Here is a 19781-nt window from a genome sequence, read left to right as displayed (position 1 = left end):
AAACCGAACGCGGCGTAGTCACTGGAGAGCCCAGTGCATCGAAAGATGCCCGCTGGGTTCGGCGGGAGGCTGCGCGGAAAAGATCCGGAACCTCGGGACCTCGCCGCGCAGCCCACCCAGTACAACGGCCGCTGGGAGATCCCCACCTTCGAAGAGGTCCTGAAGTGGCAGGACGAGCAGACCCGTAAGCGTGGCAAGCAGGTCTGGATCTACCCCGAGACCAAGCACCCCACCTACTTCCGCAAGCTGGGCCTCGGCCTGGAGGAGCGGGTCGCCAAGCTGCTGCACAAGCACGGCAAGGACAGGCGGAACTCGCCGGTCATCCTGCAGTCCTTCGAGCCGACCAGCATCCAGCGCCTGAACAAGCTGGTCGACAACCCCCTCGTCGTGCTCCTGTCCACCGCGAACAGCCGCCCCTGGGACTTCGTCGAGACGGGCGACCCGCGCACCGTCGCCGACCTGATCACCCCGAAGGGCCTGAGGGAGATGGCCGGTTACGCGCAGGGCCTCGGCCCGACCCTCGACCTGATCATCACCAAGAAGGCGGACGGCAGCCTCGACAAGCCGACCACCCTCGTCTCCGACGCGCACAAGGTCGGGCTGATCCTGCACCCGTACACCATGCGCAACGAGAACCCGTTCCTGCCGGCGGAGTACCGCAAGGGCACGGACGTGGACGCCTACGGCGACCCCTTCGGTGCCTTCAGGACGTACTTCGCCACCGGCATCGACGGCGTCTTCACGGACAACGCCGACACCGGCGTGCTGGCCCGCCAGGACTTCGTCAACGGCTGAGCCCCCGGCCCCAGTTGGGGTGAACAGTGGGCCGCCCGGGCAACTCCGCCCCGGGCGGCCGCGTCGAACCGCATATGACGCATGACCTGGTGGCCGCTCTGCGCCCGCTGCTCACCGCCGAGGCCTCCGCCGAGGCACATGCCTCCGGTGCCGAGCCGGGCGACCTGGAACAGGCGGTCTGGCTCCGCCTCCTGGAACATCTGGAGGCGGACGGCCCGCCCCCCGACCCCCAGCGCTGGCTGCGCAGCGCCGTCCGCTTCGAGGCGCGCCGCACCCGCCGTACGACCCGCCACGAACGGCCCTACGACGTCGAGCCGGCCGACGACCTGGACCGCGCCCCCGAACAGCTGGCCCTGGCGGCCGCCCGCCGCCGGGCCCTGCGGGACGCGGTCCGCCGCCTGCCCGGCCGCTGCCCCAGCCTGATGGAGGCCCTGCTGTCCCCCAAGGACCTGACATACCGGGAAATCGCGGGGGAGTTGGGTATCTCACAGGGAAGTCTCGGCCCGGAACGTTCCAGATGCCTGGGATGTCTCCGTCGTTTGCTCTCGCCGGAGGTTGCGGCCCGCGAACCGCGGGGATAGGAGTGAGGGACAACGTGGCGATCAGGTGAGCGGGAGGCGTGCGCACATGGGCATGAGCGTGACCATCTCGGTGGCGACCGAGCAGGATGCAGAGCAGATCTTCAGGCTCCAGTACCTGTGCTTCCAGAGCGAGGCGGCGCTGTACGGCAACTACCGCATCGACCCGCTCGTCCAGAGCCTGGACTCGGTCCGCCAGGAGGTGACCGCCGACTGCGTCTACGTGGCGCGGCTCGGCGAGGAGGTCGTCGGCTCGGTCCGCGGCCGTGTGACCGAGGACGGCTCCGCCTCCATCGGCAAGCTCTGCGTCCACCCGCGCCTGCAGGGCCACGGCATCGGCGCGCGGCTGCTGCGCGCGGCCGAGTCGGCGCTGGCGGAGGAGCGCGGCGCCAAGGTGTTCCGCCTCCACACCGGTCACCGCAGCGAGGGCAACCTGCGGTTGTACCGCCGGGTGGGCTACCAGGCCGTGGGCACCTCACAGGGCAACGACGGCGTACCCATGATCGTGCTGGAGAAGCCCGCCGAGGCGTACGTGGCTACTGCGTGACGGTGCGGTTCCTGCGCAGCCAGTACAGCGCGGACAGCGGCAGCAGGACGGGGATGAAGACGTACCCCATGCCGTAGTCCGACCAGACCGTCGCGTCCGGGAAGGCCGACTTGTCGACCAGGGTCCAGGTGCCGACGATCAGCACACCCGCGAGTTCGGCGGCGCAGCACACCTGTGCCGCCTTGCGGGCGGTTTCGCCGCCGCGGACCAGTGAGTACGTGATGAAGCCGTAGACGACACCCGCGACGGCGGACAGCGAGTAGGCGAGCGGTGCCCGGTCGAACCCGGTCGCGATCTGGAACACGGACCGCGACACGGCACCGACCACCATCACGCCGTAGAACCAGACCAGCAGCATGCCCGGCCCGCTGATCAGCCGCGTCCTCGCGGGCTTCTCCTGCACCGAGGTCACCTCAGCCTCCCCAGATGTCGTAGAGCCGCACTTCGAGAACGGCCAGGACGATACCGCCGGCGGACACCGTCACCGAACCCCAACGGGTGCGCTCCGCCAAGGACATGAACCCCGCCGCAGGCACACACGCGAACGCGCCCAGCAGATACGCCACGAAGATCGTCGTGCCCTGCTCCGGCTTCTCGCCCCGCGCCAGCAGCACGATCCCGATCACCAGCTGCACCACGGCCAGCAGCGACACCACGGCCATACCGATGAAGTGCCAGTCCTTCGTCGGCTGGTCACGAGAGGCGGCCCACCCGCACCAGGCGGCGAGCAGCAGCGCGGCGACACCGGTCACCAGCGTCAGGGCATCAAGCATGGGGCGACCTTAATACGGCCCAAAAGACCTGCCGCGCCCGGCCCGGACGGTCCGACCGCGGCCGGCTCCCGTCCACGGCCGTCCATCATGTGGACAAGTGGTTCTTGGCCGCTCCGATACGTCTGCTTTACTGATCGCATGACCACGACGAGCTGCCGCATCCTTGCGACCGAGGCGACCATGACGCCCGGTGCTCGTTGTATGTGTCGAATGCGCGCCTTCTAGAGGGCCCCTGCACCACCCCTGAGCCTCGCGCCCCCGAAGCGAGCCGCCGCGGCATGTCCGTACGCCTCCGCCGTATGTGACCGAGCCGCCCGCGCATGACTTTCCCTTCCGTACCGGGGCACACCCACGCCCACGTACTCGACAGTGACGGAAACCCAGTGATCACGACTTCAGGCCTGACGAAAATCTATGGGGCCGACCGCTCACGCGGCCGAGAGGTCACCGCCCTGGACGGCGTGGACCTGCACGTCCGCGAAGGCGAGGTGTACGGCGTCATCGGCCAGTCCGGCGCCGGCAAGTCCTCGCTCATCCGCTGCGTCAACCTGCTGGAACGGCCCACCGCCGGGACGGTGACCGTCGCCGGGCAGGACCTCACCGCCCTCGCGGGGCGCGGCCCCCGCGCCGGCAAGGAGCTCCGCCAGGCGCGCAGCCGTATCGGCATGGTCTTCCAGCACTTCAACCTGCTGTCCTCGCGGACGGTCCAGGACAACGTCGAGCTGCCGCTCGAGATCCTCGGCAGGTCCGGCAAGGAGCGCTCGCGCAAGGCGTTCGAGCTGCTCGACCTCGTCGGCCTCGCCGACAAGGCCAAGGCCTACCCCGCCCAGCTCTCCGGCGGCCAGAAGCAGCGCGTCGGCATCGCCCGCGCCCTGGCCGGCGACCCCAAGGTCCTGCTGTCCGACGAGGCGACCAGCGCCCTCGACCCCGAGACCACCCGCTCCGTCCTCCAGCTGCTGCGCGACCTGAACCGGCAGCTGGGTCTGACCGTCCTGCTCATCACCCATGAGATGGACGTCGTGAAGTCGATCTGCGACTCCGCCGCTCTGATGGAGCAGGGCCGCATCGTCGAGTCCGGGACGGTGAGCGAGCTGCTCGCGACCCCCGGCTCCGAGCTGGCCTCCGCTCTCTTCCCGGTGGGCGGCGAGGCCACCGACGCCGACCGCACCGTCGTCGACGTCACCTTCCAGGGCGAGGCCGCCACCCAGCCCGTCATCTCGCAGCTCTCGCGCACCTACAACATCGACATCTCGATCCTGGGCGCCGCCATCGACACCGTCGGCGGACTCCAGGTCGGCCGGATGCGCATCGAACTGCCCGGCCGCTACGAGGACAACGTCGTGCCGATCGGCTTCCTGCGCGAACAGGGCCTGCGGATCGACGTTCTGGGCCAGGAGCCCGTACTGCTGAAGGAAGGTGCCCGGCCGTGACCTGGTCCGAGACGCAGCCGCTGCTGTCCCAGGCGTGTTGGGACACCCTCTACATGGTCGGCTGGTCCACGCTGATCGCCGTCGTCGGCGGGCTCCCGCTCGGCATCCTGCTGGTCCTCACGGACCGGGGCGGACTGCTGCAGAACGTCTTCGCCAACAGGGTCATCGGGCAGATCGTGAACGTCGCCCGCTCGATGCCGTTCATCATCCTCATGGTCGCCCTGATGACCTTCACCCGCTGGATCACGGGCACGACCATCGGCCGCGAGGCCGCGATCGTGCCGCTCGCCATCGGCGCGATCCCGTTCTTCGCGCGCCTTGTCGAGACGGCTGTCCGCGAAGTGGACGGCGGGCTCGTCGAGGCGGTGCAGTCGATGGGCGGCAACACGTGGACCGTCGTCCGCAAGGTCCTCGTCCCCGAGTCGCTGCCCTCGCTGATCTCCAGCACCACCACCACGATCGTCGCCCTCATCGGCTACTCCGCGATGGCCGGCACGGTCGGCGCCGGCGGCCTCGGCGACATCGCCATCCGCTACGGCTACCAGCGCTTCGAGACCGAACTCATGTGGATCACCGTGGCGATCCTGGCCGTCGTCATCTCGGTCATCCAGTTCGCCGGCGACTACGCGGCCCGCTCACTGCACCGGCGCGGCGGCCGCTTTGGCGCGGCGCCCAGGCTCCGCCTGCTCAAGCCCGAGGAGCCCCCGACGGCCGACGTCGGCAAGGTCGCGTAACTCCCTCACAGACTCCCCGCACCACCCATCGCGGGGTCGCTGCACCCATCAGGAAAGGCACTTTTCGTGCGTAACACCGCAAAGCTCACCACTGCCGTTCTCGCCGCCGGAGCCCTCACCTTCGGGCTCACCGCCTGCGGCTCGGGTACGGACTCGTCCGACTACAGCGGACCGCTGATCGTCGCCGCGAGCCCGACCCCGCACGCCGAGATCCTCGACTTCGTCAAGAAGAACCTGGCGACGAAGGCCGGACTCGACCTGGAGGTCAAGGAGTTCCAGGACTACATCGTCCCGAACACCGCGACCGAGGACGGCTCGGTGGACGCCAACTACTTCCAGAACCAGCCGTACCTCGACGACTTCAACAAGAAGCGCGGCACTCACATCGTGCCCGTCGTCACCGTGCACCTGGAGCCGCTCGGCCTGTACTCCCACAAGGTCAAGAAGGCCGACGCGCTGAAAAGCGGTGCGACGATCGCCGTGCCGAACGACGCCGTGAACGAGGCCCGCGCCCTCAAGCTGCTCGCCGCGGGCGGCCTGATCACGCTCAAGGACGGCGTCGGCAACGAGGCGACCCCGCAGGACATCACCAAGAACCCCGAGAACCTCAAGTTCAAGGAGGTCGAGGCGGCCCAGACCGCGCGCTCCCTGGACGACGTGGACGCCGCGGTCGTCAACGGCAACTACGCCATCTCCGCGGGCATCAAGCCCGCCAAGGAGGCCCTCCTCCTGGAGTCCGCGAAGAACAGCCCCTACGGCAACTTCCTCGCGGTGAAGAAGGGCAACGAGAAGGACCCGCGCGTGAAGAAGCTGGCCAGGCTCCTCACCTCGCCCGAGGTGAAGAAGTTCATCGAGGACAAGTACCAGGGCTCGGTCATCCCGTCCTTCTGAGCCTTCGCCCGACGGCACGTATACGGCGTATCGCCACGCACGGGGTCCACTCGCTCACCTGGAGTCGGCCCCGTGGTGCGGTTCCGTGCCGACATGCTGCATGCTGGGCAGTTCAGCAGGCCCCGAAGGTTTTCCGAAGGTTACGGAGCGGCGCATGACTAGCACCTTCCCCAACATCTCCATCAGCACGGAGCGGTTGGTGCTGCGTCCCTTCGACGAGGACGACGTGACGGGGCTCGCCGAGATGATGAACGACGAGCAGGTCGGCGCCTGGACCTCCGCACCGCACCCCTACACCGAGGCCGACGCCCGCAACTGGATCACCCGACTCGCCCCTGCCGAACGCACCGAGGGCCGCGGCATCGTCTTCGCCGTAACCGAGTTCCTCACCCAGCGTCTCGTCGGCATCGTCCACCTGCAGAACACGGACTGGCGGGTCCGCTCCAGTGAGATTGCCTATGTCGTCGCCCCCTGGGCCCGCGGTGAGGGCTACGCCTCCGAGGCGGCCCTCGCCACCGCGCAGTGGCTCTTCCACGACCGGAACTTCGAACGCCTGGAACTGCGCACCGCCGCCGACAACACCGCCTCGCAGCAGGTGGCTCAGAAGATCGGCTGCATCAGCGAGGGCGTCCTGCGCAACGCCTGGATAGCGCGCACCCGGGGCGGGGACGGGGAATGGACGGACGTCCGCACCGACGTCATCGTCTGGAGCCTGCTGCCGGAGGACCTGGCCGGAGTCAGCGAACAACTCGCCGACACCGGCGGTTTCACGACCTTCACCGACTGGAACTGAAGCTTGGGGGCTGGAGGGCCCACACCTGACACCAGGTACCCTCACGGAGCCCGACCTGCGTAAAACCCCTGGAGACCGACGACGATGGCCGACCGTGTCACGGTGATCGGCTGGGACGGCTCGCCCCTGACCGCCGCGGCCCGCTCCGCCCTGGGCGCCGCCACGCTGGTGGCCGGTGCCGCCCACCACCTGGCGCTCCCCGAAGTGCCGCCCACCTCCGAGCGCATCCGCCTCGGCAGCGTCGCCCTCGCCGCCCGCCGCATCGCCGGCCACCGCGGCACCGCCGTCGTGCTGGCCGACGGCGACCCCGGATTCTTCGGCGTCGTACGAACCCTGCGCGCACCCGAGTTCGGTCTCGAGGTCGAGGTCGTCCCCGCCGTCTCCTCCGTGGCCGCGGCCTTCGCCCGCGCCGGGATGCCCTGGGACGACGCCCAGGTGGTCGTCGCACACCGCCGCACCCTGCGACGCGCAGTGAATGTGTGCCGCGCCCACACCAAAGTCGCCGTCCTCACCTCACCCGGCGCCGGCCCCGCCGAACTCGGCCTCCTCCTCGAAGGCGTCCACCGCACCTTCGTCATCTGCGAGGAGCTCGGCACCGAACGCGAGCAGGTCACGGTCGTGACCTCGGACAAGGCCCCCGACCACACCTGGCGCGACCCGAACGTCGTGATCGTCATCGGCGGACCCGCCGGGCCCGGGGTCTTCGGCGAGGGCGGCGGCTGGCTCGCCGGCCGCGACCCGGGGGCCGGACCGCGCGGCTGGACCCAGCCCGCCGAGGCCTACGACGGCCCGCTCGGCGAGGGTGAGACGGATCTGCTCCGCGCCGCACAACTCGCCCGGCTGGGACCACGCGTGGGGGACCTCGTGTGGGACATCGGCTGCGGCAGCGGCGCCTTCGCCACCGAGGCCGCACGTGCCGGCGCCGCCGTCATCGCCGTCGACCGCGCGCTGGACGCCTGCGCCCGCACGGAAGCCGCGGCCCGGCACTTCGGCGTCCAGCTGCAGATCGTGCAAGGCACTGCCCCGCACGTCCTGGAGAACCTCCCCGAGCCCGACGTCGTACGCGTCGGCGGCGGGGGAGCTGCCGTGGTCTCCGCGGTCGCCGACCGGCGTCCGCAGCGCATCGTCACCCACGCCGCGACCCGCGACGCGGCCGAGCTCGTCGGCCGGGACCTGACCGAGCACGGCTACCAGGTGGAGTGCGCACTCATCCAGTCCGTCGAACTCGACACCAGGGCCTGGACGGAGAAGGAGCGGAGCGTCGCCTTCCTGCTCAGCGGAGTGCTCCCGGGGCGCGCATCGTGACCCTGGCGCCGTCCCAGTGATCCTGGTTTCTGCCGTCCCGGTGATCCTGTAGTCGTACCGCTCGCGGTAGGCTGGCCGACCGTCGTACCGCACCGGGTGGACCGGCATTTCGTTCGTCAATGTCCGGAAAACACACCCCTTTTGGGGTGGGGGTGGTACGGCAGAACCGGAGGACGCGCAACGTGGCGCAGTCCACAGCGGGTCGTCGCGGATCAACCTGTCGTGACGGAGGAACGGCCGGGACAATGCCACTGAATGGCTTTGTCGCCTTTTGCGGACGGGTCGTTCGTGCCGCTGGGCAGGCACGCTCGTTCTTCACTGCGGGGGCGGTCGGTGCGCCGCTCCCGGTGGGCTGGACGTAGAAGCACTAACCGATGGGCGAGGGGTACGCATGACCGACACCGGCCAGGTCCCGGGCGAGGGGCTGCCGGAGAGCGCAGGCATGGTGGAACAGCCGGGCGTCCACGCGCACGGTGCGTACACCTACCTCTCCGAGACCACCGCCGAGGACGAAGACCTGTTGCTGCTGCCGGGTGCCCAGAGCCCGTGGGGCAACGAGGTCGCTCCTCCCGCACCCGAGCCGGTCGTCGAGACCGTCCACGAGCCGGGCCCGCACGAGACGGCGGGCCGCGACAGCGGCTCGGTCGACCTCGGCGGGGTCCGCCTCCCCAACCCGACACCCGCGCCGTCCCCGGTGACGCCACGCCGTCCGCTGCACCTCGGCCCGCCGATCCCCGATGCCTCGGCAAGCCCGGTCCGCTCCCTCGCTGACCGTGGCCCCGCAGGCGCACCGGTACGCCAGCCCGGCACGCCGGCCACCGGCCCCGAGTACTTCGAAGCCCCCCAACTCCGCGAGATGCCCCCGCAGGGCGCGGCTCCCTGGGGCGCCCAGGCGCAGGCCGCGATGCAGGCAGGGGCCCCGGCGAGCACCGAGGCACCGGCTGCGGAAACGGTTGTTCCGGCGGCCGAGCCGAGTGCGGAACCGGTGGGCGCGGCCCACGCCGTCATGGCCCACACCGCGACGGGGACCGCTCCAGCGGCACAGCACGGTGACGTCGGCATGGCGTACGGCCCGGAAGGCGGGCAGGTTCCGGTGGGTGTGTCCGCTGCGGGTGGGCCCGTCGCAGAGGGCGGGTACGTCGCTCCGGCTGCGTTCCCCGCCGCGGGCGGTGGGCACGGGGCCACGGGCGAGTTCGCCGCGGACAGCGGACAGGTGGCTCCGATGGGGGCTGCTGCCGCGGATGGCGGGCCGATCGTTCCGGCGGGAACCCCGGAAGACGTGGAGCAGGCCGCCGTAGCTTCGGCTGCTCCGGACGCCGGCCAGGACGAACTGGTCGGTTCAGCGCCGGAGGCCGTGCTGACGCCCAGCGCCGGAGGCCCCGAAACCGGGCAGCCCGACGCGGCCGTGACCGGTCCCGAGGCCGTACCGGCTCCCGGGGGCGGGCCTGCCCCCGAGGCCGTGCCGGTTCCCGGAGTGGCGCCTGTGCCGGATCCCGGCCGGCTCCCGGAGGCGTCCCATGCGCCGGAAGGGGCGCCGACGGTCGAGGACGCACCGGTCGCCGAGGGCGTGGTGCCGGAGGCTGGGCCGGTCGCCGAGGGGCATGCGTGGGAGGACGCGCCGGCCGTAGAGCCTGTTGCGTCACCGGTCGCCGAGGCCGCTACGGCAGAGGGCGCGCCGGTCGCCGAGGCGGCCGTTCCCGGGAGCGGGCAGCCCGCCGTGGCTGTGACGCCCGACGCACCGCACGTCACGGAGGCGCTGGCACCCGAGAGCGACCCGTCGCCTCAGTCGGTCGCGACGGGCGCCGGACAGTTCCCTGAGGCCGTCGCCCCCGAGGCCGGACTGTTCCCCGAGGCAGCCGTCGCGGAGACCGGACAGTTCCCCGAGGCCGTCGCACCCGAGGCCGTGCAGCCCCCCGAGGCTGCGGCACTCGATACCGAACAGGCACCTGAAGCAATCGCACCCGAGGCCGTACAGGCACCCGAGACAGCGGCGCCGGACGCCGACCGGACTGCGCACGCCGCCGTCCTGGATGCGGCCCAGCCCATCGTCATCGAGCCCGCCCACGCTGTTGCTGCCGAGTCCGCCCAGGCTGTTGCTGCCGAACCGGCCCAGGCCGTCGCCGGGGAGCCTGTCCACACCGCCGAGACGCCCGTGTACGCACCCGAGCCCGAACAGGCCATCGGAGCCGCCCCCTTCCCGGCAGCCCCGGACGCGTCGCACCCCGCGCAGCCAGTGGCACCGGCCGTAGACGCGACCGTCGCCCCCGAGCCCGCACCCCACCTCGCGGACGTGGGGCACGGTCTCCAGGACCAGAGCGGTCAGCTCGTCCAAACCACCGCCGCCCCGGACGCACCGACTCCCGCCCCGGACGCCGAAGCGCAGCCCGAGGCCGCTTTCATCGTCGCCCCGGCCGCCTCCGCCGTGCCTCCGGTGCCCTCCGCCCCGGACACCGGTCAACCGGCCGACGCGGGTTCCCCGGCGGACGACCGGTCCCGCCCTGCGCAGCCCCTGGCACCCGAGCCGGCCGCAGGCTCCGCAGAGGCCCCGACCGCACTCCCGGCCGACGAGGCCGCGGACCCCCCGGAACAGCAACCCGACGCTTCCGTCGGCCGGTTCGTCCTCGTCGAGGGTTCCGTGCCGACCACCCCGCATCTCGCCCCGACCCCGCCGCACGCCCTCGTCCTCCCCCCGGAGGAAGGGCAGGCGCCGGAGGCGATCGTCAAGGTCCCCGCCCCGCGGGAGGCCGACCCCGACCTCGTACAGCACGCGGAGGACCTGGACACCAGGGCCGCCGACCAGGAAGAAGAGAGCACGGCCGCCGTGGAAGAAGTACGACAGTCCACCGGCTCGGCCGCGCCCGCCTACGACGAGGCCGAGCGCGAGGCCGTCATGAAGGTCATGCGCGAGCGCCGCGACATCCGCAACGGCTTCCGCGGCGACCCCATCCCGCACGAGGTGCTGCTCCGCGTCCTGGAGGCCGCGCACACGGCCCCGTCCGTCGGTCACTCGCAGCCGTGGGACTTCGTCGTCATCCGCTCCGCCGACACCCGGCGCAGCATGCACGAGTTGGCGATGCGCCAGCGTGACGCGTACGCGAAGTCCCTCCCCAAGGGCCGGGCCAAGCAGTTCAAGGAACTGAAGATCGAGGCCATCCTCGACACCCCGGTCAACATCGTCGTCACCGCCGACCCGACCCGCGGCGGCCGCCACACCCTCGGCCGCCACACACAGCCCCAGATGGCGCCCTACTCCGCCGCCCTCGCCGTCGAGAACCTCTGGCTCGCCGCCCGCGCCGAAGGTCTCGGCGTCGGCTGGGTCAGCTTCTTCGACGAGCGTGAGATGGTCCGCGCGCTGGGACTGCCCGAGCACCTTGAGGTCATCGCCTACCTGTGTGTCGGGTACGTCGACGAGTTCCCGGACGAGCCCGAGCTGATGCAGGCCGGCTGGTCCAAGCGCCGCCCGCTGTCCTGGGTCGTGCACGAGGAGACGTACGGCCGTCGCGCCCTGCCCGGCGAGGAGCCGCACGACCTGCTCGCCGAGACCGTCGCCCAGATCCGCCCGCTGGACGCCAAGGCGCTCGGAGAGGCCTGGGAGCGGCAGAAGCGGATGACCAAGCCGCCGGGCTCGCTCGGCATGCTGGAGATCATCTCGGCGCAGTTGTCCGGGCTGTCCCGCCAGTGCCCGCCGCCGATCCCGGAGCCCGCGGCTGTCGCGATCTTCGCCGGCGACCACGGCGTGCACGCCCAGGGCGTCACCCCCTGGCCGCAGGAGGTGACGGCCCAGATGGTCGCCAACTTCCTCGGTGGGGGAGCGGTCTGCAACGCCTTCGCCGGCCAGGTGGGCGCCGAGGTGTGCGTGGTGGACGTCGGCGTGGCCGCCGACCTCCCGGCGACCCCCGGCCTGCTGCCGCGCAAGGTCCGCGCCGGCACGTCGGACATGACCACCGGCCCCGCGATGAGTCGCGAGGAGGCCAAGCAGGCCATCGAGGTCGGCATCGAGACCGCCCGCGACCTGGTGGCGGCCGGGAACAAGGCCCTGCTGACGGGCGAGATGGGCATCGCCAACACCACGGCGTCCGCGGCCCTGATCTCGGTCTTCACGGACACCGACCCGGCCGAGGTCACGGGCCGGGGCACCGGCATCAACGACGAGACCCTGGCCCGCAAGACCGAGGTCGTCCGCCGTGCCATCGAGGTCCACCAGCCGGACCCGGCCGACCCCATCGGCGTGCTCGCGGCGATCGGTGGCTTCGAGCATGCGGCGATGGTCGGCCTGCTGCTGGGCGGCGCCTCCCTGCGTACGCCGGTGATCCTGGACGGCGTCAGCGCCGGCGCCGCCGCCCTGGTAGCTCGCGCCATCGCCCCCGAGGTCCTCGCCGCCTGCATCGCCGGCCACCGCAGCGCCGAGCCCGGCCACGTGGCCGCCCTCAACAAGCTGGGCCTGCGCCCCCTGGTCGACCTCGACCTCCGCCTGGGCGAGGGCACGGGGGCGCTGCTGGCCCTGCCGCTGGTGCAGAGCACGGCGAGGGCCATGCACGAGGTGGCGACGTTCGACTCCGCAGGGGTGACTGAAAAGTAGGCGTCCGTGGTCCGTGGGCAGTCGTTCCGCAGGGCGGAACGGGTGGGCACGGACCACGCATCCGCACCCGGCGACGGCGCCCAGTCACTGGACCACGTGAGCCGCTACACCCTCCTGCCCTTTAAAATCCGCACGTCAGGGCCACTGCACCGCCGTAAAGAGGAGCCGCACCCTCATGGCCGAAAACCCCGCCTACCCCGTAGGCCTCCGCCTCACCGGCCGCAAAGTGGTCGTCCTCGGCGGAGGCCAGGTCGCCCAGCGCCGTCTCCCGGCCCTCATCGCAGCAGGCGCGGACATCCTCCTCGTGTCCCCCGAGGCGACCCCCTCCGTCGAGGCCATGGCCGACGCGGGTGAGATCACCTGGCACAAGCGCCCGTACGCCGAAGGCGACCTCGCTGACGCCTGGTACGCCCTGATCGCCAGCGGCGACACCGAAGCGAACACCCGGGCCTCCGCCGAAGCGGAACGCCACCGCGTGTGGTGCGTCCGCTCCGACGACGCCGACGCCGCCACCGCCTGGACCCCGGCGACCGGCCACAGCGAGGGCGTCACGGTCGCCGTCCTCACCACCGAGGCCCGCGGCCGCGACCCCCGCCACACGGCCGCCATCCGCGACGCGGTCGTCGAGGGCCTGCGCGACGGCACCCTCGTCGCCCCCCACCACCGCACCCGCACCCCCGGCGTCGCCCTCGTCGGCGGCGGCCCCGGCGACCCGGACCTCATCACCGTCCGCGGCCGCCGCCTGCTCGCCGAGGCCGACGTCGTCATCGCCGACCGCCTCGGCCCCCGCGACCTCCTCGCCGAACTCCCGCCGCACGTCGAGGTGATCGACGCCGCGAAGATCCCGTACGGCCGTTTCATGGCCCAGGAGGCCATCAACAACGCCCTGATCGAACACGCCAAGCAGGGCAAGTCGGTCGTACGCCTCAAGGGCGGCGACCCCTACGTCTTCGGCCGGGGCATGGAGGAGCTGAACGCCCTCGCCGAGGCCGGGATCCCCTGCACCGTCGTGCCAGGCATCTCCAGTTCGATCTCGGTCCCGGGCGCCGCCGGCATCCCGGTCACCCACCGGGGGGTCGCGCACGAGTTCACGGTGGTCAGCGGCCATGTCGCCCCCGACGACGAGCGCTCCCTGGTCGACTGGGCGTCCCTGGCGAAGCTCACCGGCACCCTCGTGATCCTCATGGGCGTCGACAAGATCGGGAAGATCGCCGAGACGCTCGTCGCACACGGCAAGCCGGCCGACACCCCCGTCGCCCTGGTCCAGGAGGGCACCACGGCCGCCCAGCGCCGCGTCGACGCGACCCTGGCCACGGTCGGCGAGACCGTCCGTGCGCAGCAGGTCAAGCCGCCGGCGGTCATCGTCATCGGCGCGGTCGTCGGCGTGGGACCGCAGACGTCCGCGTAACCGCGGGTAACCCAACTCGTACGCAGCCGTTGGCACCACACCCAGGACAAGGCAGTATCACCCTGTGGCCGATCTCATCACCGTCGAGGATCCCGACGACCCGCGCCTGCGTGACTACACAGGCCTGACCGACGTGGAGCTGCGCCGTAAGCGTGAACCGGCCGAGGGCCTGTTCATCGCCGAGGGCGAGAAGGTCATCCGCCGGGCGAAGGACGCCGGGTACGAGATGCGTTCGATGCTGCTGTCCGCCAAGTGGGTCGACGTCATGCGCGACGTCATCGACGAGCTCCCCGCCCCGGTGTACGCGGTCAGCCCTGACCTGGCCGAACAGGTCACCGGCTACCACGTGCACCGCGGCGCGCTCGCCTCCATGCAGCGCAAGCCGCTGCCGACGGCCGCCGACCTCCTCCGGACCACCCGCCGGGTCGTCGTCATGGAGTCGGTCAACGACCACACCAACATCGGCGCCATCTTCCGCTCGGCGGCAGCCCTGGGCATGGACGCGGTCCTGCTCTCCCCGGACTGCGCGGACCCCCTGTACCGCCGCAGCGTCAAGGTCTCGATGGGAGCGGTCTTCTCCGTTCCCTACGCCCGCCTCGACACCTGGCCCAAGAGTCTGGAGTCGGTCCGCGAGGCCGGCTTCACGCTCCTCGCGCTCACCCCCGACGAGAAGGCAAGATCCCTCGACGAGGCCGCCCCGCACACGATGGACCGCGTGGCCCTGATGCTCGGCGCCGAGGGCGACGGCCTGTCCACCCAGGCCCTGGTCGCCGCCGACGAATGGGTCCGCATCCCCATGTCCCACTGCGTCGACTCCCTCAACGTGGGCGCGGCGGCCGCGGTCGCCTTCTACGCGGTGGCCACCGGCCGCCCGCAGGGATAGTCCGGTGCCCCAGCGGGAGGCGATCGTCGCGGTCCTGCGCCGCAACGCCCGAGTACTGGCGATCCGCCGCGGCCCCACCGTCTCCCGCCCCGGTTACTGGCAGCCCCTCAGCGGCAAGGTCGAACCGGGGGAGACCCAGGAGCAGGCCCTGGTCCGCGAGGTCCACGAGGAGGTCGGCCTCACCGTCTCCCCGGGCGCCAAGGTCTGGGAGTCGGAGACCGACGACGGACTCTTCCGCCTGCACTGGTGGACGGCGGACGCGACCACCGGCGAGGTCGTCCCCGACCCCGTAGAGGTTGCCGAGACCCGCTGGGTCACGGCGGAGGAGTTCCTGGCGCTCACCCCGGTCTTCGAGGGCGACCGAGAGTTCTTCGAACGGATCCTGCCGGGACTGTGACCGGTCAGTTCACCTGGTCGCCGTCCGGCTCCACCTGCTGTTGCTGCTGCTGTCGTACGACGCCGTCGTCACCGCCCAGCCCGCGCGACGGCCCCTGGCAGCCCTGCGCCGCGGCGATGCCGAGCGCCACCAGCAACGTCACGACGACGAACACGAACAGCCGCTGCCGCAGCAACCGCGGATTGGCCGGCCGCCGCCCCGTCCCCGTGGGCCGGGGCGGCGGACGACCGGTACCGCTGCGCGGCGCGGGCCTGCTCCCGGTGGCCGGGCGGGCCGTGTTCCGCGACCCCTGCACGGGCCGGGACCCCGAACGCTGGGGCGGCGGGGGACCACCGCGAGGGGCGCCGCCCCGCGAAGGAGCAGCCCCGCCCCGTACCAGAGGGGCTCCACGTGACCCGGCGGAAGTGCCCCGCGACGGCGGAGCCCCGTGCGGACCCTGCGGGCCCGGGGGACGACGCTGTTCGCGCTGCTGCTCCGGATAGGTGTCGACGAGCCGCCCAGTGGGCCGGTCCGCCTCCCCGGAACGCGGCGCGGGCGGACGCGGGTCGGCGAGCCCCTGCGCCTCGCGGGCGGCGATCTCCTTGAGCCGCAGCGACAGTTGGAGAGTGCTGGGCCGTTCCTGCGGGTCCTTCGCGAGACAGGCACGCACGAGCGGAGCCAGCGCGTCCGGAACGCCGTGCAGCTGCGCCTCCTCATGCACCACGCGGTACAGCATCACCTCGGAACTGCCGTGCCCGAAGGGCGAGTCCCCCATCGAGGCGTACGCCAGGGTCGCCCCCAGCGAGAACACGTCCGTGGCCGGGGTGACGGCGGCACCGCGCACCTGCTCGGGCGCAAGGAAACCGGGGGAGCCGACGGCCGTACCGACATGTGTCAGCGTGGACGCCCCGGTCGCCCAGGCGATGCCGAAGTCGATGATCCGCGGTCCCTTGGGAGACAGCAGGATGTTGGACGGCTTGAGATCCCGGTGCACAACGCCCGCCTCGTGCACGGCGACGAGCCCCTCCGACAGGGCCGCTCCCACAGCCGCGACATCGGCGGCCCCCAGCGGCCCCCCGTCGGCGACCTTGTCGTGCAGCGAGGGCCCGGGCACGTACTGCGTCGCGAACCAGGGCCGTTCCGCGTCGAGATCGGCGGCGACGAGCCGAGCCGTGCACCCGCCCCTGATCCGCCGCGCGGCGGAGACCTCCCGCGCGAACCGGGACCGGAACTCCTGGTCCTCCGCCAGATCCGGCCGGATGACCTTCAGCGCGACCCGCTGCCCCTTCTTGTCGGAGCCCAGGTACACGACGCCCATCCCCCCGGCGCCGAGCCGTCTGTGAAGCCTGAACGAGCCGACGACGCGCGGGTCCTCGCGCCTCAGGCGCATCATCGCCATGTTCATCCCCGCTGCCCGGTCCGTGTGACGTGGCACAGCTTACGTTTCCACGGCCGCCCGCGCGCAGAGGCCGCGCCCTCTCGCCCAGATCGATTGTCAGTGCCGGATGCGAGACTTGAAGGGTGGTCAGGGAGCCCGTGAGCAGGCGGACTTCAGCGGGCCCCCCACCTCAACCACCCACCGGAGAAGGGGGATTGGACACGTGAAGGGTGATCGCGTGGAAATAGTCGTGGACGCGGGGGACACGACCCGCACCTACGAGGTGGTGGCGAGCAGGGCGGGCCGCCGGGTGGAGACGGCGGTGCGTCGAGGTGTCGTGGAAGTGAGCGAAGTCACGCGTAACGGCTCCGTGGTCCGCACGGCCCGCTTCATGGCGAACCGGGTGCTGGCCCTGGTCGAGCAGCCCATCCCCAGGGAGGACAGCTCGGAAAGGGCCGGGCAGACCGGGCGTCCCCTCCGGGAAGACCCTGAGACCTAGGACCTGGTCTCCACCCAGGGGAGTACTTCCCAGCTCACGGCTCATCCTCCGGGAGGCCCGGCAATCGGTACGAGGGCATGACGTGCGGCGAGCGCCGGACGCCTAGATTTGAAGTCAAGCGGCGGGTGGCAGCACTCGTCCCCCGAGGTCAGACACCCGCCGCTGCCAAACGACAACTGAGAACGGTCAGGAGAGGGACCATGGCCCTGACGGCACCGCGGACACTGATCCGCACCCAGGAGCGCACCGCACTCCGGCGCCGCACCGGCCGCCGCCACCCCCTGGTGGCGACGCTCATGGCCCTCCCCCTGGCGGCCCTGCTCTTCTTCGTCTTCGACGGCTGGGAGACAGTGGCCACACAGGCGTCGTCCGTGGGCGTGATGCTGGGGCGCTGAGCGGCGACCCCAGGCCCGGAAGAGCGGTCCGGGCGGGGACATCCACCCATGAAACCCCGTGGGGACGGGGGTGCGGCGGACGGCAAAAATGCCGGCGCAGCTGGGGAGCTGCGCCGGCATTGCTTTTCCCCCAACCACCTCCGGGGCGCACCAGGCACTTTCAGCCTGTCCGGCGTTTGAGGACGAGGCCGTTCAGACCGATCGGGGTCCGGGGCGCAGCCCCGAGGGGACGCAGTGCCCGTCCGGGTTCAGGGGCGGAGCCCCTGGCGGGGTCGAAGGGGCGGCACCCTCTGGGGAAGGGACGGGCAGGGGTGGCGGGGGCGCACCCACCAGCGGCACCCGCCGCGGGCAGCCCAGGACCCCGGCACCGCCGACTGCCATACACCCCCACCACCCCCGCCGTACTCTCGCGGGAGACCCGCCACCCCAGGGAGCCCCGTGACCACCCCCTTGCTCACCGAGCTGACCACCCGAGCCAAGGCCAAGGCCCACTCCCGCACCGACACCTGCCCCTGCGGCACAGCCACCCTCGCCGACCGCCCCGACGCCACCGTCGTCCGTCACGCCGACACCGTCGCCAAGGCCCACGCCCCGAACACCCCCCGCACCGACCTCACCCCCCGCCTCACCACCGCCACGCACCTCCCCCGCATCCTCCTGCCCCCACTCGCCCCGACCCCCGTCGACCTGCACGGCCGCCTCGTCACGTTCTGGCCATACGGCACCCCCGTGGACCCGGACACCCCCGATGCCGCTCCCTGGGAACCCGCGGCCACCCTCCTCGCCCGCCTCCACGGCACCCCCGTCCCGACCTCCCTCCCGTCCATGCGAGGCCCTGCCAAGGCCGCCCGAGCCATCGCCCGACTGAGGGCGACAGCCGCGGCCCACCCCGCCACCCCACCGGTCCTGCAGGCCTGGGCCACGCTCCCGGCCTGGGCCCGAGCCGAAGCGCCCATGCCGGACACCACCACCCTCTGTCACGGTGACCTCCACCTCGGCCAGCTCGTCCGCCACCCCGCCCCCGACGGCCCCTGGCTCCTCATCGACGTGGACGACCTCGGCACCGGCGTCCCCGCCTGGGACCTGGCCCGCCCGGCGGCCTGGTACGCCTGCGGCCTCCTCCCGCCCGACGAGTGGACCCGCTTCCTGACCGCCTACCGCACGGCCGGCGGCCCGGCCGTCCCCGCCGACGGCGACCCCTGGCCCGCCCTGGACGTCCCGGCCCGCGCCCTCACGGTGCAGACGGCCGCCCGCGCGACAGCCAAGGCAGCGGCGGAGGACCGCCCCCTGGACGAGGTTGAACTGTCCATGATCGACGCATGTGTCCGTATGGCTTCCCTGCCGCCGGAGTTGACCCCGGAATTCGCGAAGTAGGGTGCAACCGACCGCACCCTGACGGAGTCTGTCCTGGCGAAAGGCGAAGCAGGACCGACCGGCGAGGAGTTGAGCCGACCATGCAGTGTCCGAAGTGCCATGCGCCGATGCACACGTACAACCGCAACGGTGTCCAGATCGAGCAGTGCAGTGGCTGCCGGGGGATCTTTCTCGACTACGGCGAGCTGGAGTCGCTGACCCGCCTGGAGTCCCAGTGGTCCCAGCCCGCGCCGCCGCCCCCGCCCGCCCCGCAGTCGTACCCGGCCCCGCAGGCGTACCCGGCCCCGCCCGCGCCCGCCTGGGGTGCCCAGCACGGCGGCCACGGAGGTCACTACGGCGGCCACCACAGCGATCACCACCGCCACAAGAGCTTCGGTCACATGCTGTTCTCCAGCTGACGGCACACGACGAAGCCCCCGGCCGTACGAGACGGCCGGGGGCTTCGGCTGGTGCGCGATACTGGGATTGAACCAGTGACCTCTTCCGTGTCAGGGAAGCGCTCTCCCGCTGAGCTAATCGCGCAGGTCGAACTGCATGTGGTGCGTACTGCGTGCGCGATACTGGGATTGAACCAGTGACCTCTTCCGTGTCAGGGAAGCGCTCTCCCGCTGAGCTAATCGCGCGGGTATGGATCTCACCGGACGTGCTGGAAGATCCAGTGGACGATACTGGGATTGAACCAGTGACCTCTTCCGTGTCAGGGAAGCGCTCTCCCGCTGAGCTAATCGTCCTTGGAGGTGGAGACGGGATTTGAACCCGTGTAGACGGCTTTGCAGGCCGTTGCCTCGCCTCTCGGCCACTCCACCAGGAGTGCAGGGGTTCGGGAGGATCCCCTGTTTCCATCGAGCGGACGACGAGGCTCGAACTCGCGACCTCAACCTTGGCAAGGTTGCGCTCTACCAACTGAGCTACGTCCGCTTGTCGTTTCGATCCGCTCTCGCGGCCCGGCGACGAGTTGAACTCTAGCGGATTCCGGGGCCAGCACAAAAACGCGTTTGCGCAGCGTGCTGCGCTGCACCTGCTCGCGTACGTGGTCAGGGCCC

Annotated in this window: 18 protein-coding genes, 5 tRNA genes and 1 pseudogene; 16 read left to right on the top strand and 8 right to left on the bottom strand. The window is 71.5% G+C overall.

Going from position 1 to position 19781, the window contains the following annotated elements; translation table 11 throughout:
- Positions 1-114: 114 nt before the first annotated feature.
- The 3 genes and pseudogenes from LJ657_RS28250 to LJ657_RS28240 all read left to right on the top strand — a co-directional run.
- Positions 115-795: pseudogene (locus LJ657_RS28250) on the top strand (glycerophosphodiester phosphodiesterase family protein); the annotation flags it as partial.
- A 74-nt stretch (positions 796-869) separates the two neighbouring features.
- On the top strand, positions 870-1376 hold the full coding sequence (locus LJ657_RS28245) for a sigma-70 family RNA polymerase sigma factor (protein WP_232651616.1): 507 nt from the start codon (positions 870-872) through the stop codon (positions 1374-1376).
- A 46-nt stretch (positions 1377-1422) separates the two neighbouring features.
- A complete protein-coding gene (locus tag LJ657_RS28240) occupies positions 1423-1920 on the top strand; it encodes a GNAT family N-acetyltransferase (RefSeq protein ID WP_232651609.1) in 498 nt (165 codons plus the stop codon).
- On the opposite strand, the gene LJ657_RS28235 is transcribed toward LJ657_RS28240, so the two are convergent.
- Positions 1910-2332, bottom strand: coding sequence for a hypothetical protein (locus LJ657_RS28235; protein WP_232651607.1), 423 nt, complete (start codon positions 2330-2332; stop codon positions 1910-1912). The two genes, LJ657_RS28240 and LJ657_RS28235, sit on opposite strands and share 11 nt — an antisense overlap.
- Before the next feature lies 1 nt (position 2333).
- Complete coding sequence (locus LJ657_RS28230) at positions 2334-2693, bottom strand: hypothetical protein (RefSeq protein WP_232651605.1); 360 nt, start codon at positions 2691-2693, stop codon at positions 2334-2336.
- Between the two features lie 383 nt (positions 2694-3076).
- On the opposite strand from LJ657_RS28230, the gene LJ657_RS28225 reads away from it, so the two are divergent.
- From LJ657_RS28225 to LJ657_RS28185, 9 genes are all read left to right on the top strand, one after another.
- The gene (locus LJ657_RS28225; protein ID WP_232651604.1) at positions 3077-4123 is read left to right on the top strand and encodes a methionine ABC transporter ATP-binding protein; all 1047 of its coding nucleotides are present in this window, start codon (positions 3077-3079) and stop codon (positions 4121-4123) included.
- Positions 4120-4857, top strand: coding sequence for a methionine ABC transporter permease (locus LJ657_RS28220; protein WP_232651602.1), 738 nt, complete (start codon positions 4120-4122; stop codon positions 4855-4857). Before LJ657_RS28225 ends, LJ657_RS28220 begins: the two co-directional genes overlap by 4 nt.
- A 66-nt stretch (positions 4858-4923) precedes the next feature.
- The gene (locus LJ657_RS28215; protein WP_232651600.1) at positions 4924-5748 is read left to right on the top strand and encodes a MetQ/NlpA family ABC transporter substrate-binding protein; all 825 of its coding nucleotides are present in this window, start codon (positions 4924-4926) and stop codon (positions 5746-5748) included.
- Positions 5749-5902: 154 nt separating this feature from the next.
- Positions 5903-6541, top strand: coding sequence for a GNAT family N-acetyltransferase (locus LJ657_RS28210; RefSeq protein ID WP_232651599.1), 639 nt, complete (start codon positions 5903-5905; stop codon positions 6539-6541).
- Between the two features lie 84 nt (positions 6542-6625).
- The gene (gene cbiE / locus LJ657_RS28205; protein WP_232651598.1) at positions 6626-7846 is read left to right on the top strand and encodes a precorrin-6y C5,15-methyltransferase (decarboxylating) subunit CbiE; all 1221 of its coding nucleotides are present in this window, start codon (positions 6626-6628) and stop codon (positions 7844-7846) included.
- 391 nt (positions 7847-8237) lie between these two features.
- Complete coding sequence (gene cobT, locus LJ657_RS28200; protein WP_232651597.1) at positions 8238-12425, top strand: nicotinate-nucleotide--dimethylbenzimidazole phosphoribosyltransferase; 4188 nt, start codon at positions 8238-8240, stop codon at positions 12423-12425.
- Between the two features lie 175 nt (positions 12426-12600).
- Positions 12601-13833 carry a uroporphyrinogen-III C-methyltransferase gene (cobA, locus tag LJ657_RS28195; RefSeq protein WP_232651596.1) on the top strand — a complete coding sequence of 411 codons (1233 nt, stop codon included), beginning with the start codon at positions 12601-12603 and terminating at the stop codon, positions 13831-13833.
- Between the two features lie 64 nt (positions 13834-13897).
- The gene (locus LJ657_RS28190) at positions 13898-14716 is read left to right on the top strand and encodes a TrmH family RNA methyltransferase (RefSeq protein ID WP_232651595.1); all 819 of its coding nucleotides are present in this window, start codon (positions 13898-13900) and stop codon (positions 14714-14716) included.
- A gap of 4 nt (positions 14717-14720) precedes the next feature.
- Positions 14721-15113, top strand: coding sequence for an NUDIX domain-containing protein (locus LJ657_RS28185; protein WP_232651594.1), 393 nt, complete (start codon positions 14721-14723; stop codon positions 15111-15113).
- Between the two features lie 4 nt (positions 15114-15117).
- Here the strand turns inward: LJ657_RS28185 and LJ657_RS28180 are convergent, their stop codons facing one another.
- Positions 15118-16497: a serine/threonine-protein kinase gene (locus LJ657_RS28180; RefSeq protein ID WP_232651626.1), complete on the bottom strand. Its 1380-nt coding sequence runs from the start codon at positions 16495-16497 to the stop codon at positions 15118-15120.
- Between the two features lie 196 nt (positions 16498-16693).
- On the opposite strand from LJ657_RS28180, the gene LJ657_RS28175 reads away from it, so the two are divergent.
- From LJ657_RS28175 to LJ657_RS28160, 4 genes are all read left to right on the top strand, one after another.
- Positions 16694-16969, top strand: coding sequence for a DUF8836 family protein (locus tag LJ657_RS28175; protein WP_232651592.1), 276 nt, complete (start codon positions 16694-16696; stop codon positions 16967-16969).
- 200 nt (positions 16970-17169) lie between these two features.
- Positions 17170-17364 (top strand): hypothetical protein, encoded by a 195-nt coding sequence (locus tag LJ657_RS28170; protein ID WP_123963927.1) that lies wholly within the window; start codon positions 17170-17172, stop codon positions 17362-17364.
- 438 nt (positions 17365-17802) lie between these two features.
- Positions 17803-18738 (top strand): aminoglycoside phosphotransferase family protein, encoded by a 936-nt coding sequence (locus LJ657_RS28165; protein ID WP_232651590.1) that lies wholly within the window; start codon positions 17803-17805, stop codon positions 18736-18738.
- An 80-nt stretch (positions 18739-18818) separates the two neighbouring features.
- Positions 18819-19136, top strand: coding sequence for a TFIIB-type zinc ribbon-containing protein (locus LJ657_RS28160; protein ID WP_232651588.1), 318 nt, complete (start codon positions 18819-18821; stop codon positions 19134-19136).
- 49 nt (positions 19137-19185) lie between these two features.
- Here LJ657_RS28160 and LJ657_RS28155 read toward each other — a convergent pair.
- The 5 genes from LJ657_RS28155 to LJ657_RS28135 form a co-directional block, all read right to left on the bottom strand.
- Positions 19186-19260 (bottom strand) — tRNA-Val (locus LJ657_RS28155).
- 29 nt (positions 19261-19289) lie between these two features.
- A tRNA-Val gene (locus LJ657_RS28150) sits at positions 19290-19361 on the bottom strand.
- Positions 19362-19397: 36 nt separating this feature from the next.
- Positions 19398-19469, bottom strand: a tRNA-Val gene (locus LJ657_RS28145).
- A 1-nt stretch (position 19470) separates the two neighbouring features.
- Positions 19471-19544 (bottom strand) — tRNA-Cys (locus LJ657_RS28140).
- Between the two features lie 39 nt (positions 19545-19583).
- A tRNA-Gly gene (locus tag LJ657_RS28135) sits at positions 19584-19656 on the bottom strand.
- Positions 19657-19781 lie beyond the last annotated feature (125 nt).

This window comes from Streptomyces guryensis, from assembly GCF_021261325.1.
GTDB classification, from domain to species: domain Bacteria; phylum Actinomycetota; class Actinomycetes; order Streptomycetales; family Streptomycetaceae; genus Streptomyces; species Streptomyces guryensis.
This window is presented reverse-complemented; position numbering and strand designations above follow the sequence as displayed.

Bases quoted from the DNA above. Each gene is read 5' to 3' on its own strand.
- LJ657_RS28245 (WP_232651616.1), top strand. From the start codon at position 870: ATGACGCATGACCTGGTGGCCGCTCTGCGCCCGCTGCTCACCGCCGAG.
- LJ657_RS28240 (WP_232651609.1), top strand. From the start codon at position 1,423: ATGGGCATGAGCGTGACCATCTCGGTGGCGACCGAGCAGGATGCAGAG.
- LJ657_RS28230 (WP_232651605.1), bottom strand. From the start codon at position 2,693: ATGCTTGATGCCCTGACGCTGGTGACCGGTGTCGCCGCGCTGCTGCTC.
- LJ657_RS28210 (WP_232651599.1), top strand. From the start codon at position 5,903: ATGACTAGCACCTTCCCCAACATCTCCATCAGCACGGAGCGGTTGGTG.
- cbiE (WP_232651598.1), top strand. From the start codon at position 6,626: ATGGCCGACCGTGTCACGGTGATCGGCTGGGACGGCTCGCCCCTGACC.
- cobT (WP_232651597.1), top strand. From the start codon at position 8,238: ATGACCGACACCGGCCAGGTCCCGGGCGAGGGGCTGCCGGAGAGCGCA.
- cobA (WP_232651596.1), top strand. From the start codon at position 12,601: ATGGCCGAAAACCCCGCCTACCCCGTAGGCCTCCGCCTCACCGGCCGC.
- LJ657_RS28180 (WP_232651626.1), bottom strand. From the start codon at position 16,497: ATGAACATGGCGATGATGCGCCTGAGGCGCGAGGACCCGCGCGTCGTC.
- LJ657_RS28170 (WP_123963927.1), top strand. From the start codon at position 17,170: ATGGCCCTGACGGCACCGCGGACACTGATCCGCACCCAGGAGCGCACC.
- LJ657_RS28160 (WP_232651588.1), top strand. From the start codon at position 18,819: ATGCAGTGTCCGAAGTGCCATGCGCCGATGCACACGTACAACCGCAAC.